The following is a 14,618-nucleotide window of genomic DNA, read 5'->3' on the forward strand; positions in this document are numbered from 1 at the left end:
ATTGACAGCAAGGTGTAAAACTTCGTAACACTCTTCTCACTGCATAACCTTAGCAAGTTAGTTACACTGCTCTAAAAAAGATAACAATCATCATTTTGGGTTTATTGGCATCGGTTTTCTGCTGTCAAAGGAGTGTTTATGCGCGCGTATCGTCAACTGCTGTTATTGGTATTAACCAGTTCAGTTATCTTTTCAAGTTTGGCTTCAGAAATAGTGCAAAGTAAAGGCCATTTCGACGACAAGTTTCGTCAACTTGAAGAAAGTCTGCCCACCCCAAATGATTACCGTAATGCCGCTGGCGAGCCGGGTAAAGATTATTGGCAACAACAAGTGGATTATCAAATCAAGGTCACTCTTGATGAACAACAACGCAGTATAAGTGGCGAACAAGTGATTACTTATCACAATAACTCACCTTACACGCTTAAATATTTGTGGTTGCAACTAGAACAAAATCGCTTTAAGTCAGACTCAATAGCTGAACGAAGCGCTACCTTTACAGGTGTAGATGATAGTGTTAATGCCAGTAATACATATGGTGATAACGCCTTTGCTAAAATAGATTTACACACCCTACGTCGTCAACAATTTTTAGCCGATAATGAAATGGGCTATCGCATCAATGGCGTGACAGACACAAGTAACAAGCCATTAAAATACACCATAGTGGGTGCGCAAATGCGGGTTGATTTACCGCAACCACTAAAAGCCAAAAACACCACTAAATTAAAAATTAGCTACGCGTACAATATTTTAGAAGAAGATGCTGTAGGCGCGCGTTCAGGTTATGAGCATTTCCCTGATGACGAACGTGAAGACGGCAATGACATATTCTTATTGGCGCAGTGGTTTCCTCGTGTTGCTAGTTATTCCGACTACGAAGCTTGGCACAACAAAGAGTTTTTAGGCAGTGGTGAGTTTACCTTAGAGTTTGGTAATTACGATGTCAGCATGACAGTACCCAGTGACCATATCGTCACCGCCACTGGCGTTTTGCAAAACAGCAAAAAAGTGCTTTCATCTCAACAACTACAGCGTTTAGATAAGGCTAAAACAGCCGACAAACCAGTATTTATTGTCTCGGCAGACGAAGCGCTAGCCAATGAATCCAGTACCGAAAAAGGTACTAAAACGTGGCATTTTAAAGCCGAAAATGTGCGCGACTTTGCTTGGGCATCATCACGAAAATTTATTTGGGACGCGCAAGGCTATCAGCAAGGTGGTAGTAATCCGCAAGTAATGGCGATGTCCTTCTACCCTAAAGAAGGCGGCGAACTGTGGCAACGTTATTCAACCGCATCCATAATCCACACGTTAAAGGTCTATTCACGCTTTACCTTTGACTATCCTTACCCTACGGCCAATAGCGTCAATGGCCCAGTAGGCGGCATGGAATACCCAATGATTAGCTTTAATGGTCCGCGCACTATTTGGCATGACGATGAAAGCCGCACGTATACCTTGTCTGAAAAACAATTCTTAATCGGCGTGGTGATCCATGAAGTGGGCCATAATTATTTCCCGATGATTGTAAACTCAGACGAGCGCCAATGGACCTGGATGGACGAAGGCTTAAACAGCTTTTTAGACGGCATAGCAACCCGCGAATGGGACCCTAACCTATCGTGGGGACGTGAGCCTAGTGACGTACTTGAGTACATGAAGTCTAACGTACAAGTGCCTGTGATGACCCAGTCAGACAGTGTATTACAGCTTGGGCCAAATGCTTATATTAAGCCTGCGGTGGCATTAAACATTTTACGCGAAGTGGTTTTAGGCCGTGAGCTATTTGATTTTGCCTTTCAAGAATACAGCCGCCGCTGGATGAATAAGCGTCCAACACCAAGCGACTTTTTCCGCACCATGGAAGAAGCCTCAGGAGTCGACTTAGATTGGTTTTTCCGTGGCTGGTTTTACACCACAGATCATGTGGATATTTCACTCGACCGTATATACAAATTACGTTTAGACACGAATAATCCTGATATTGATTTTGAACGCCGTCGTCAGGCATACCAAGAAAAACCGATGCCATTGTCTGTTAAGCATAATCAGCAAAGTGGTCAAAAAACTTGGGTTGAATTAAATGCTGACAATACCGATTATCATGATCAGCATGATCAATTTAGTGTCACCAATAAACAACGTAATAAGTACAACAAGAAGCACGCGGAACTCGATCCATGGGAGCAACAAGCCCTGGCACGAGCATTAAAAGAAGATAAAAATTATTACGTGTTCAACTTTAGTAATCTTGGCGGTTTGGTGATGCCAATATTACTCGATCTCACTTTTGAAAATGGTGATACTGAGTCAATGATGATTCCGGCTGAAATTTGGCGTCGTTCACCGTTTGAAGTCAACAAACTGATTGTGACTGACAAAGATAAGATATTGGTGTCTGCGGTAGTCGATCGTCGTGGTGAAACCGCCGATGTAGACATTGAAAACAACTATTATCCTAGACAAATTATTCCATCGCGCATTGAAGCCTTTAAAGAAGAGGAGCGTAAAGGGAATAAGTATCGCGATATCATGCACGATAACAAAGAAGCGTTAAAAGACCCTGACATTAAAGTGAAGAAAAAATAATGCGTATTTCAATATTATTTTGGCTCAGTCTGGTGGGTTTATTATGTTTCGCTGGTGCGGCTAATGCCCACCAGCAAAAAGAAGCTTATACCAGTATCGTGTTTAATCAGCACAGTGGAATGCTTGAAATTCAGCATCGATTTTATCTGCATGATGCTGAACATGCGGCGCAACAGGTGATTGATAAAAATACCGATATTATTAGCGATCCCGTTAGCCGCGAAGCTTTTGCTTACTATGCTATTTCAACGTTTTCGATGCAGGATCAACAGCTACACCCATTAACCTTGACCTATGTAGGTACGGAATTACAAGGTAAGTATTTATGGGTTTATCAAGAAACACCGATAACGGCTGACATGGAAGGGTTTTATTTAAAAATGACCACCTTGCAAGAATTGTGGTCAAAGCAGGTTAATCATATAAATGTTGAGCGCGACAAAAAAGTGAATTCTGTCAGGTTACATGTTGGCGAAAGTTGGCATTACGTTGAAGTGGCAAAGTAACTCTTAACGTTGCATGGCTGAAAGACTCTATCCATTTAAACTCACACGCATGGCTGCGTGTGAGTTTGTAAGTTAGTCATTCATACCAATTCCACTAGTGATAATAAACGGCTATCAAACAGACTTATGTCCTGCTGTTATCCACCGATTATCTAACCTTATGGGGTAAACTATTTGGGCTCAGGTACCGCCACAGCATCGAGGGCGTCAGCCAAGGTAGAATAAGTCACACATTGTACACCATCGGGCTTAAAGCCTGCTTTAGCTAAGGTTTTAAGCGGTTGAAATTGAAAGTCGGCCAGCAATACCCGAGTGTTATGGTGCTGACATTTATTGATAAATTTATATAAAGCAGACACGCCACCAGAGTCGAGTATAGACACCCCATCAAGATATAAAATCACCCCATCTTCGTCGGTACTTAAATAGCCTAATTCGCCAAAAGCACTATCTGCTGCGGCAAAAAATAATGGACCATTAATTTTAAAGACTTTCCAGCGTGGCGGTAAGGTGACATTAACCAACTTTTTATGTTCGCTAATATCACGCACCTGAGTCATATCGGCCACTTGCTTCATAAACAATAATGACGCCAAAATAATCCCAAAGCTTATCGCGATGACCATGTCGAAGAAAATCGTTAATAACAAGCACACCATTAAAACAAGTATTTCACTTGAAGGGGCTTTTTTAATTAAATGAACAATTTTAGGTGCTTCGCTCATGTTCCATGCCACCATAAGCAACAATGCTGACATACCAGCCATGGGAATATAAGCCAAAATAGTAGTAAGAGATAACAATGACACTAATACCACAATGGCATGGATCATTGCCGCAAATGGCGTGACCGCACCGGCTTTATAGTTAGCAGCCGAACGAGCAATAGCCGCCGTAGCGGTAATACCACCAAAAAACGGTGCAATAATATTACCAATACCTTGGCCGAGCAATTCGCTATTAGCGCTGTGTTTCTGCCCCGACATACCATCTAGCACTACTGCACATAATAATGATTCAATGGCGCCTAACATGGCGATGGCAAACGCTGCAGACAATAAATCACTGGCTAATTGCCAACTGAACACCAATGGCACGTCGTCGACTTGAGTACGTAACCAAGGCCATTGAAAATCGGGTATCATTGATGGAATACCCGCCCCAGTGGTGCCATCGGCCAAGGTAAAGCTAAAAGTGGAACCTATGGTGGCCACATTAAAGCCTTGCTGATTCAATACCAAGGCGACAAGACTAGCAACAATAACGGCAGGAAGATGGGCTGGAACGGGCAACTTAAATTTAGGCCATATGATAAACACCAATAATGTGCTTACCCCCACAACCACTGTTGGTAACGACAATTCAGGTAACGCTTGGGATAATGCCACCACTTTACCCACAAAGCTTTCGGGCATTTCCTCAATACTTAGTCCAAAAAAGTCTTTTACTTGCAACACCGCAATCACCACACCAATACCGCCGGTAAAGCCTAAGGTGACTGGCTCTGGAATATATTGAATATATCGCCCTAGCCGAAACAGCGCCATGATGATCAAGATAATTCCAGATAAAATACTGGCAAGCAATAAACCAGACAGGCCATATTGGTGAACAATGGGATATAGAATCACCACAAACGCGGCAGTAGGACCCGATACGCTATAACGAGAACCACCAGATAATGGAATAATAAACCCGGCAATAATAGCGGTATATAACCCATATTGAGGTGCAACACCAATGGCAATGGCCAACGCCATCGACAAGGGAATAGCAATAATGCCAACCGTTAAGCCAGCTAATAAATCTTTAGAAAAAGTACTGGCTTTGTAAGGGGCGTCTTTAAAAGACTCTCTAAGCGCATTGCCAATACGAAGTGAAAATAAATGTGAGCGGTATTTCATTGAGGCGATCCCATAACCAAGTAGGTCGAAAAGATACCCCTCATTATAGGCCGATTGCCTCACAGTACAATCAAATTAAATTAGCATTAAGTGATAATTTAATTATCATCATATTATAATGTTTTTCTGCATTTCAATAACCCAATATTGGCACCAAACTCTACCTACAAAAAAGCCACCTAATAATAGGTGGCTACTATCGTTATCCTAATTTAACGGCTAAAGTTAATGGTCACTTTACGGCCGCTATTAGTTTCTATATTTTGGTAATCCCAATCATAGTGGTTAATTAAACGAGTGGTTAGCTCAAGCCCTAAACCAAACCCTAATTCTTCACTGTGGTGATGACCAGAATCAGACTCATTAATCATGCTAACAGATGTTGTCGATTGCTTAATAATGACACGACCTTCAATGGTGTGTTGCAACGCATTACGGATTAAATTATTCAACACAATTCGACATAACGTTATTGGTAATTGATGAATTGAGTCATCTGTTTCGATACTTAATTCAATATCTTTTCCCTTGGTTAAATAGCTCAACTCTTGAACCAATTGACGGATAAGCTGGCCTAAATTGACTTCTTCCATAGGTAAGCTTTGATCTTCATGTCTTGTTAACCATAGTAAGGTTTCAGTAAGATCTGTCATGGTCAGGCCTGCACGCTCAATGCGATGAACAACTTGAGCTTGTTTTTCTGCACTTGCCCCTTTGCTTATCAGTTTTTGCAATAATTCTGTATTCGTTCGAATAACCGCAATCGGTGTACGCAGCTCATGGCTGGCATAACTTAAAAACTGTTGCTCGCGGGCTAAACTGTCTTGGACAGAACGTAAACTGGTTTTAATAATATTGCCTAAGATATTTAATTCACTGTAATGAAAGTCTGGCATTGGTTGCTCAAGTTGTTGAGTATTGAGTCCTTTAGCCCAGTTCTTCAATCTCTCAACCGGAACCGTCACTCGGCGCATCACTAAAATGAGTACCACTGCAAACGCCAAAATACCTAGCAAGCCAGTTAACAATATGACGAGAAAATACGGCGGCCCATCACCCTTAAACATACTGTGGCTATTGCGATCGAATACCGTTGATACAAAACGTATTTCATCTCCAACTTTCATTTTCATAACGAAATAACCAGCGTCTGGTGGTGTTATAAAATTACCGCCAACAATTTTTTTATTCAGCACATTTAACTCGCTTGGCGGCTCAACCATTATTTGCTTTACGCTTTCGGGTAGATCTTGCCAACGAGAAGCCACCGTAAAGACTTCAAACTGATAAGGCTTACCATCTGTAACCTGTTGCTGTCCTTGGGCATACATAGCAACCCGCATTGACGAATCCATGCCAGATATAAAATAATGTAGGCTTAAAATCGACAGGATCAAAATAGTGCTGATACCGGTGATCAACATAGCCAACAATATATAAAGCCGAATACTGGGGATTATTTTCATTACAGATCAGATTCCTTTATCGCAAAACCATAACCGCTAATAGTGTGCATCAATTTATGTTCATGCTCGGCATCAATTTGTTTACGTAAATTAAAAATATGCACTTTTAAGCTGTTACTGTCTGGTTGTTCGTCGCCCCACACGGTTTGCATTAATTTTTCGCGCGATACTGGATTAGGGCTAGCATTCATTAACACGGTTAAAATTTTCAACGCTGTTGGCGACAATTTTAACTCCACATTGGCCCGATAAACCTGTTTTTGCTGTAAGTCGATTGATAAGTCGGCGACGGTAAGCTTTTGCACTTGGCCACTACGGCGCTTTGCCAACACTTTAATACGCACAATCAATTCTTCCATGGCAAACGGTTTAATTAAGTAGTCGTCAGTGCCATTGGCAAAACCATTAAGTTTATCATCTAGCGTATCGCGGGCTGTGAGCATTAATACTGGCACATCAATGCCGTCGGCGCGTAAAGATTTGCACACTTGCAAGCCATTCATCTTGGGTAAATTTAAATCCAAAATGACCACGTCGTAATAATTTTTCTGAATTAAGCCAAGCCCTGCCAGTCCATTGGCGCTGTGATCGCAAAGAATATCTTCTAGTTCTAAATACTCAATCACCGCCGTCGCTAAATCGAGATCATCTTCAACCAGTAGTAACTGAAATTTATCGGTTGTCATCGAGCGGGCTCCTTATTTTATACTGGCGCTGTCGCGTCGTGATTTGGGCGTAATTTATTCATAACTTTAGTCATAAAGTCTTTTGTTTCACATTGAATCAATAACAATGACGGTGTTAGCAACAAGGTAATAACTGTGGCAAATAAAATACCATACCCCAGCGCCGCTGCGGCAGGAATTAAAAACTGCGCTTGTAGTGAGGTTTCACCTAATAATGGAGCTAAGCCAGCAAAGGTAGTCACCGAGGTAAGCAATACCGCTCTAAGTCGCCCTGTGCATGATTCTACAATGGCATCGTGTACAGATAATCCTTCTTCTTTAATTAACTCGTTAAAGCGCGATACTAACAACAAGCTGTCGTTTACCACGACACCACTTAACGCCAAAATACCGTTTAACGATAAAATACTAATGGTTAAGTCATTCCACCAATGGCCTAAAATAGCCCCAACAATACCAAACGGAATGGCGGTCATAATGATCATAGGTTGCACATACGACTTTAACGGGATTGCCAACAAGGCGTATATGGCAATTAACGCTAACACAAACATTGATTCAATTGAGCTTGTGGTTTCCGCTTGTTGCTCTGCTTCACCAGCAAAGTTAAAGCTCACACTAGGATATTGCACCTCTAACTGTGACACTACTGTGCGCTGAAGTTGACTAACAAGCTCGTTTGAAGCAATTTTGTCTTTGTCTAATACTGCACTAATATACACAGCTCGTTGGCTGTCTATGCGCGTAATACTCGACGGTTGATAATCATTAAAAATGTCCGCAACGTGACTTAATGGCACTATGGTGCCGTCGCTGGTTCTTACATTGGCAAGCAGAATATCTTCTATGGTTTGACGATCTGCATCTGGGTAACGCACCCGAACTTTCACTTCATCTTTGCCGCGTTGAAAACGTTGCACAACGCCGCCACCAAATGATTGCAATACTTGAGCAGATAAAGTTTCAGTATCAAAACCTAACGCGCGGCCCTGCTTAGTTAATTCAAAACGATACTGTGGTTCGCCAAAATCTAAGTTATCGTCAATGCCGCTAACACCATCCATTGCTTCTAATACAGCTTTTAACTCGGTTCCAGCAGCAAAAACAGATTCACTGTCTCTCGCTTTAATTTCCACTTTAAAGTTATCGAGCATCTCTTTTTTCGACAAGATTTTAAGTTTTTTAATGCCTTCCATTTGACCCACTAGCTCGGTCCATTTTGTGGTGAATTCTTTAAGGGTATACGGACTATTACTGGCAAGCTCAACTTGAACTTGGCCTGAGTCACTACTACTTGCCATCACATGTAAACTGGTTAAATAGCTGTCTTTGTTGTCATCATCATTTTGTTGTGCCGATGGCTGTGCTAATGATTGCGCCAATGATAGTGCTGAAAGCTGAGCATCAACTTGCTTAGCGGCATTTTCTAAGGTCATTAAATTTTTATAGGTTTGACCAAAGCTGGCGTCGTTTTGCATCGAAAAATCTGCCACCACAGTATCACCAGCAATATCAGGGAAAAACGCTACCCGCACACCACCCGTAATCGGCATACTGGCAACGACAATAAATACCGTAATAAACAGCATGACGACTGCGTAACGGAAACGCAGTGCAAGTTCAATTGATGGTTGATAAATATCTCGACTAAACCACTTTAAGCCACTGTCGGCAGCATGTTGAATATGATTAAACCATGACTTTTCAACCCGTTTTTTGGTATCAATATGGGCTAAATGCGACGGTAAAATAAATTTCGACTCAATCAATGACAACATTAAACAAATGGCAACAACAGTACCAAACTGGGCATAAATTTGCCCTAAACGACCTTCAACATTAGCCAAAGCCACAAAAGCCACTACCGTCGTTAGCACACCAAATATAGTCGGCGTGGCCACCTTTAACGTGCCTTTAATGGTGTTATTGATGTTATCGCCGTATTTTTGTCTGGTGCTGTAAACACTCTCTCCCACCACCACGGCATCGTCGACCACAATACCCAGCGCCATAATAAAGCCAAAGGTGGTCATTTCATTTAGGGTTAAGCCGGCAAAGTTGTTGGTCATAAAAAATAAGGTGCCAAAAAATACAAACGGTAGCCCTGCTGCAACCCAAAATGCCACTCGTAAGTTTAAGAATAACGCTAAAATGATAAACACTAGCGCGATACCGCTTAGGGCATTTTTAACCAATAAGCTTAACCGTTCGGTAATAAGAGTACTTTTGTCATGCCAAGAAGCGATGCTCACATTAGCGGGCAACATTGTTGAATTACGCCATTTTTCGATAACTTGTTTTGCTTGATCGACAATATCAACAATATCGCCGTTTTCATCCATAACAATTTCAATCGCACTGGAATTAGCTTTGTTGTATCGCGACAATACAAAGGTGTCGTCGGCAAATTCGTCTTTAACGGTGGCAATATCGCCCAGGGTAATAAGCGAACCTTGGCTGTTGCTGATAATCGGAATAGCCATAAAATCTTCTAATTCATAGGCTTGTTCTGATACTTTTAAGCGTACGGTTTTGTCGTCGTTATATAAACTGGTCGAAATTGATGCTGACGATTCGGCATTCACAGCATCAGACACTGAGGTTAATGTGAGTCCGTAGGCTTGCAACTTAGCTTCGTCAACTTCGATAGAAATCATTGGCTCAGCTTTGGCCTTAATTTCTAAATCATGAATAGCAGACTGACTTAATAAGTCTGATTTAAGCTGTTCGGCTAACGCTTGCAAAGTTGCACGATCGGCATCACCGTATATTTCAATCCATAAGGCATGATCTTGCATGCGCATTTTATCGATAACGGGATTTTCCGCTTCGGTTGGAAAGTTATAGATAGCGTCGACATTGGTTTTAATGTCGGTTAGCAAGGTGTCTAAATCATAAGAACTGGTTTTCTCAATCATCACACTACTGCCACTGGCATTAGATGTTGATGTAATACGTTTAATACCTGGGACAGTTTCTAATGCATCTTCAATTTTAATCGCAATGCCTTCTTCTGCCAGCACAGGATCACCACTGTCGTAAGTGACTGACACGGTAACTCTGTCGGGCTCTAAGCTAGGAAATGCTTCTTTGCGCAAGCTGGTTAACGAAAACAAGCCTACTATTATCATGCCTATTAACAGCAAGTTAGCCGCAACTGAGTTTCTAGCAAACCAAGATATTGCCCCAGTATGTGTTGATTGCTCGTCCAACATAACTTACACCTCAACCTTAGCAAGCACCTTAATGCCCACTTTAAAACTGCTTAAAGGGCGCTTAATAATCTGCATTAAGCCAGACTGGGTTTGCTGTTCGTTAGCGATAGGTGACACATACACAAAACCCTCTTTCTCAAATGCAATGGCGGCCGCTGATTTAGCAAGAAGTCCATTATCATCAACAAACCAAATATCACCTTGTTGCGAAATAGCCGATGAAGGTAATTGCCATAAATTGCTTAATGTTTTTCCGTTAATTTGCGCTTTAACAAAAGTGCCAGGGTATAAGTCAGCTTGTTGTGCAAGTGGATTATCAACCACCACAATTAATGACCGTTGACGACTGGTTTGGGTTAAATGTTGCTCTACACGCTCGATATAACCTTGCCACTGGTTATGCCCATTAGCACTGTACAAGGTGACATTCCAAGGGGTTTTAGCCAGTTCAGCATTATCAAAATCGGGTAGGTTTTGCCATTGTAAATCAGATAATGGGACATTAATTTCCACTTCTGCAATACTGTATAAGGTGCCAAGTTGAGTGCCTGTCTGCACATAACTGCCAGGTTGAATATCACGGCTCACCACCAGCGCATCAAACGGTGCGGTAATCTTGGTGTACGCCACGTCTTGCTTGGCTTTTTTAAGCGCTAACTTGGCATTTTCTAATGCTGCGGTGGCTTGAGCCAGTTGCGGAGTTCTTAGTACTAGTGGAGAGGCTGGCTCGCCAGACAAACCTGAACGTAACCATTCTGATTTAGCTTGCTCCCCTTCACGTTGTTCTTCTAATAAATCAAGTTCAGCTTGAGCAACATCGGTTTGTGCTTGGGTTAAAGCTTGTTGGTAACTGATGTCATTAATCTGGCCTAATACAGTGCCTTTTTTAATAACCTGACCGGATTCAAACTGACGTGAAACACTGTCAATCTTGCCACTTATTTCGGCACTCAAGGTTAGCTCATAGCGCGGTGTTGCTTCACCAAAACCAATCACTTCAGCTTGATATTCTTGTCCACTTACAGCCACTACACCCACTTGTGGTAATAATGATACCGCTGTAGTTGTGGCTACTGGCTTTTCAATTTTCTCTACCTCTGGCGCTTTTTGATTAGGCGACGGCGGTAAGTGCGATGCGGTATACCCTACTGCAACAAAAATACTGCCCAATGATAATACAGTGACAATAACGTTTAGACGATTAAGCTTCATGCGATACCCCTAAGCCCAACGCTAGGCCTAAATCAATTCGGTTTATAAGACGGTTATAAATAGTGTTGGCAAGCTGTGCTTCAACATCAAAGGTTTGTTGCTGTACCGTAAGTAAATCAAAAATATCAACTAAGCCTTGGCGATACTTTTGCTCATAACTCACAAAGCTACGTTGAGCACTGAGTCGAGCGTCGGTTAAATGCTGTTGTTGTTTAGCAAGGGAGTACTCTTGGCCAACGGTGTTTTCAACTTCGTTAACCGCATTTAATAAGGTTTCTTGGTATACCCAATAACGCTGCTCAGTAGTTAACTGCGCTAACTCCGCTTGTGATGTTAACTTTCCCCCTTGAAACAAAGGTGCAGATAACTGCCCAAGCACACTCCATAATGGTCCCGTTAATAAAGCATCACTTGGTGACTCGGCCATGTCAGTTAAACTGGCGGATAGACTGATCGACGGCAACATGGCTTTATAGGCGGCATCGGTACGCAATGCTTCTGCTTCAATATTGTAAAAGGCGGTTTTAAGGTCAGGACGTTGACTCAAGTTTTGTTGCCCCAGCGAGCTAAGAGGATTTAATACAGTAGGAAATGCTGCGACAATATTTACGGCTAAATCGTTACCGGTCCATTGTCCTGTAAGCAAAGTTAAATCACGCTTACTTTGAGCGAGTTGTTCTTGATAGTCAGCTAACGTTGCTTTTGTGCTGGCAGCACTGGTATTGGCATTATCAAGGTCTTCTAAACTGCCTAAGCCAACACGGTAACGCGACAAAATCAGTGCTTGGTTGTTTTCTAATACCGCTAAACGCTGGGTTTCAATCGCCACAAGTTGTTGCTTAAGGCTAATGTCTAACCAGCTGCGCATCACGTTGGCAGCCACTAAGTCTTGCGCACTTTGTAGACTAGCTTGCGTACTGGCAATGTCTTTTAATGCAGCGTTGCTGCTGTCAGCTATTTTTTGCCATAAATCCAGCTCCCAGCTCACGGTAATATCAGTAGTGTAACTGTCATCACTGTCTTCTGTTGACGATCCACTAAAGCTAGCATCCACTGTTGGTAAGCGGCTTGCAGAGGTAATACCGTGCTGAGCATAGGCCATATTTAGCGCCACCACACTTTGTTGTAGGCTGGGATTATTCTCTAGCGCGGCAGTCATAAATTGTTGTAATTGAGGTACGTTAACCAAGTCTGTTAGTCGTGCTACCGATTGCTCAGGTACCTCGTTAGCATTTGATGTCGCCAATAATTGTTCAATTAAGCGTTGACTAATATCGGTTTGATTTTGACTGGCTTGGTCGGCGTAATTGACATTATCGACAGCGCTGCAGCCCAATAGGCCCGCCACGAATAGTGCAAGCATTGCTTGTTGTACAGCGGGTTTTGCTTTCATCAAATACCTCTCCAAACTTGTGTCTTGCACAATAATGGCTACAGCATACAGATGAGTGGGTTAAGACGAGGTTAAGGTGGGGATAGGCTTTCTCTTGAATAAGCGTTTGCAACATGGACCACTTTCTAGTGGTATGTTCATCAACTCGAACGGATCACCTTAGAACAACTCAGCAAAGATCACTGAGCAGTTCTCTATTGAATACACTAAAGAACCACAAAAAACGGCGTTAATTCTTAATAAAGGGCATTTTTGCTCTAATGCCCCTTCAACCGCCGACTCAATGCACTTTGACTGATACCGAGTATCTGCGCTGCTGCGGTTTGGTTATTGGCTGTTCGACTCATTGCCTCGTCCATTAAAGCCTGATTCATTTGTGCAATTGTGGGTAAGGATTTAGGAAAGATAATTCTGTCTTGTGGGGGTTCAGTCAATGACTTGTGTTCGTTGATGGCTTCCATAAAAGCTGAGGTATTAAGTGCTATGCCATCGCTGCGACTGACGGCATCAAATACCATTCCTTTTAGCTCGTGTAGATTGCCGGGGAAGTCATAGTTAGCTAATTTAGAGGCTAAATCTGCCGGTTGAATTGGCGCAGGTAGATTCATTTCAGCTGCTGCTAAAGCGATAAAATGATTGATCAACATAGAGATATCTAACTTGCGCTCAGCTAATGGCGGTAATTTAATTTTATGGGCGCGTAAACGGTAGAGTAAATCGCTTCTAAACTCACCTGCTTGATGAAGTTTTAGTAAATCATCTTGAGTCGATACGACAAACTTACATTTTACTGGGTAAGCAGTGTCGCTACCTAGAGGATAATATTTTCTAGTTTCAAACACATCTAAAAGCTTAACTTGGGCATCAAGTGACAAGGCGCCAATTTCGTTAAGATAAAGCACTCCTCTACCCACTTGATGTAATAACCCCGCAACGGCTTCTAATTCACCATTATTATGGTGATACAGTTGGCCACACATTTTTTGTTCAAACACCTCGCTACTAATGCCCGCTAAATTAATACTAATAAAGGGTTCATTCGGGCTGTAAAGTGCATGGCAAGATCGAGCAAATTCGCTTTTACCTGTGCCGCTAGCACCATAAATTAATAACGGTTCAGAACTAAATGATACTGCTTCAAGATAACGGAATTGATCTAATAACTGTGGCTCGCAAGTAAGAATATTATTGAATGCTTGTGGGTTATCTAAAGTGCGACTTAAAAACTTCTCTTTGATATAAAGGTAGTTTCTTTCAAGTCCGACAACTTCAAGTGCTCGGCGTACTGTGCGTGCAAGGTCATCGACATTATCTGTTTTGATAAAGTAGTCGTAGGCACCATTTTTAATGCAACGTACTGCTGTATCAACCTCATTAACACCCGTGACAATTATGACGCGAGTATTGGGGAAATTACTGCGGATCATGCCTAATAACTCTTCACCAGAGTGAAATGGCATAGTGAGATCAACTAGCACTAGCGCATAATCACCCACTTGTAAGCGACTTTCTACCTGGCGACTATCAACACAGGTGTCAATCTCGGCTTCGGGAACCAAACGATTAAGGGTCACCGCTAGCGTGCGTAACCAAGGGGCTTCATCGTCGACTAAGAGAATATTTCTAGCGAGTTTCATTTATTAT

Annotated in this window: 9 protein-coding genes; 2 read left to right on the top strand and 7 right to left on the bottom strand. The window is 42.1% G+C overall.

Going from position 1 to position 14,618, the window contains the following annotated elements; translation table 11 throughout:
- Positions 1 to 138: 138 nt before the first annotated feature.
- Complete coding sequence (locus tag FH971_RS18450; RefSeq protein ID WP_140235260.1) at positions 139 to 2,592, top strand: M1 family metallopeptidase; 2,454 nt, start codon at positions 139 to 141, stop codon at positions 2,590 to 2,592.
- A complete protein-coding gene (locus FH971_RS18455; RefSeq protein WP_140235261.1) occupies positions 2,592 to 3,098 on the top strand; it encodes a DUF6702 family protein in 507 nt (168 codons plus the stop codon). The genes FH971_RS18450 and FH971_RS18455 overlap by 1 nt, the downstream gene beginning before the upstream one ends.
- Before the next feature lie 170 nt (positions 3,099 to 3,268).
- Here the strand turns inward: FH971_RS18455 and dauA are convergent, their stop codons facing one another.
- The 7 genes from dauA to FH971_RS18490 form a co-directional block, all read right to left on the bottom strand.
- On the bottom strand, positions 3,269 to 5,002 hold the full coding sequence (dauA, locus tag FH971_RS18460; protein ID WP_140235262.1) for a C4-dicarboxylic acid transporter DauA: 1,734 nt from the start codon (positions 5,000 to 5,002) through the stop codon (positions 3,269 to 3,271).
- A 212-nt stretch (positions 5,003 to 5,214) separates the two neighbouring features.
- Positions 5,215 to 6,468 carry a sensor histidine kinase gene (locus tag FH971_RS18465; protein ID WP_140235263.1) on the bottom strand — a complete coding sequence of 418 codons (1,254 nt, stop codon included), beginning with the start codon at positions 6,466 to 6,468 and terminating at the stop codon, positions 5,215 to 5,217.
- Complete coding sequence (locus tag FH971_RS18470; RefSeq protein WP_140235264.1) at positions 6,468 to 7,154, bottom strand: response regulator transcription factor; 687 nt, start codon at positions 7,152 to 7,154, stop codon at positions 6,468 to 6,470. Before FH971_RS18470 ends, FH971_RS18465 begins: the two co-directional genes overlap by 1 nt.
- 17 nt (positions 7,155 to 7,171) lie before the next feature.
- Positions 7,172 to 10,369, bottom strand: coding sequence for an efflux RND transporter permease subunit (locus FH971_RS18475; protein WP_140235265.1), 3,198 nt, complete (start codon positions 10,367 to 10,369; stop codon positions 7,172 to 7,174).
- 3 nt (positions 10,370 to 10,372) lie between these two features.
- The gene (locus tag FH971_RS18480; RefSeq protein ID WP_140235266.1) at positions 10,373 to 11,581 is read right to left on the bottom strand and encodes an efflux RND transporter periplasmic adaptor subunit; all 1,209 of its coding nucleotides are present in this window, start codon (positions 11,579 to 11,581) and stop codon (positions 10,373 to 10,375) included.
- On the bottom strand, positions 11,571 to 12,974 hold the full coding sequence (locus FH971_RS18485) for a TolC family protein (RefSeq protein ID WP_140235267.1): 1,404 nt from the start codon (positions 12,972 to 12,974) through the stop codon (positions 11,571 to 11,573). The genes FH971_RS18480 and FH971_RS18485 overlap by 11 nt, the downstream gene beginning before the upstream one ends.
- 257 nt (positions 12,975 to 13,231) lie before the next feature.
- The gene (locus FH971_RS18490; protein WP_137224888.1) at positions 13,232 to 14,611 is read right to left on the bottom strand and encodes a sigma-54-dependent transcriptional regulator; all 1,380 of its coding nucleotides are present in this window, start codon (positions 14,609 to 14,611) and stop codon (positions 13,232 to 13,234) included.
- Positions 14,612 to 14,618 lie beyond the last annotated feature (7 nt).

It is taken from the genome of Shewanella polaris, from assembly GCF_006385555.1.
Taxonomy (GTDB): domain Bacteria; phylum Pseudomonadota; class Gammaproteobacteria; order Enterobacterales; family Shewanellaceae; genus Shewanella; species Shewanella polaris.

Coding starts and splice junctions, on each gene's coding strand:
- FH971_RS18450 (WP_140235260.1), top strand. CDS start 139: ATGCGCGCGTATCGTCAACTGCTGTTATTGGTATTAACCAGTTCAGTT.
- FH971_RS18455 (WP_140235261.1), top strand. CDS start 2,592: ATGCGTATTTCAATATTATTTTGGCTCAGTCTGGTGGGTTTATTATGT.
- dauA (WP_140235262.1), bottom strand. CDS start 5,002: ATGAAATACCGCTCACATTTATTTTCACTTCGTATTGGCAATGCGCTT.
- FH971_RS18465 (WP_140235263.1), bottom strand. CDS start 6,468: ATGAAAATAATCCCCAGTATTCGGCTTTATATATTGTTGGCTATGTTG.
- FH971_RS18470 (WP_140235264.1), bottom strand. CDS start 7,154: ATGACAACCGATAAATTTCAGTTACTACTGGTTGAAGATGATCTCGAT.
- FH971_RS18475 (WP_140235265.1), bottom strand. CDS start 10,369: ATGTTGGACGAGCAATCAACACATACTGGGGCAATATCTTGGTTTGCT.
- FH971_RS18480 (WP_140235266.1), bottom strand. CDS start 11,581: ATGAAGCTTAATCGTCTAAACGTTATTGTCACTGTATTATCATTGGGC.
- FH971_RS18485 (WP_140235267.1), bottom strand. CDS start 12,974: ATGAAAGCAAAACCCGCTGTACAACAAGCAATGCTTGCACTATTCGTG.
- FH971_RS18490 (WP_137224888.1), bottom strand. CDS start 14,611: ATGAAACTCGCTAGAAATATTCTCTTAGTCGACGATGAAGCCCCTTGG.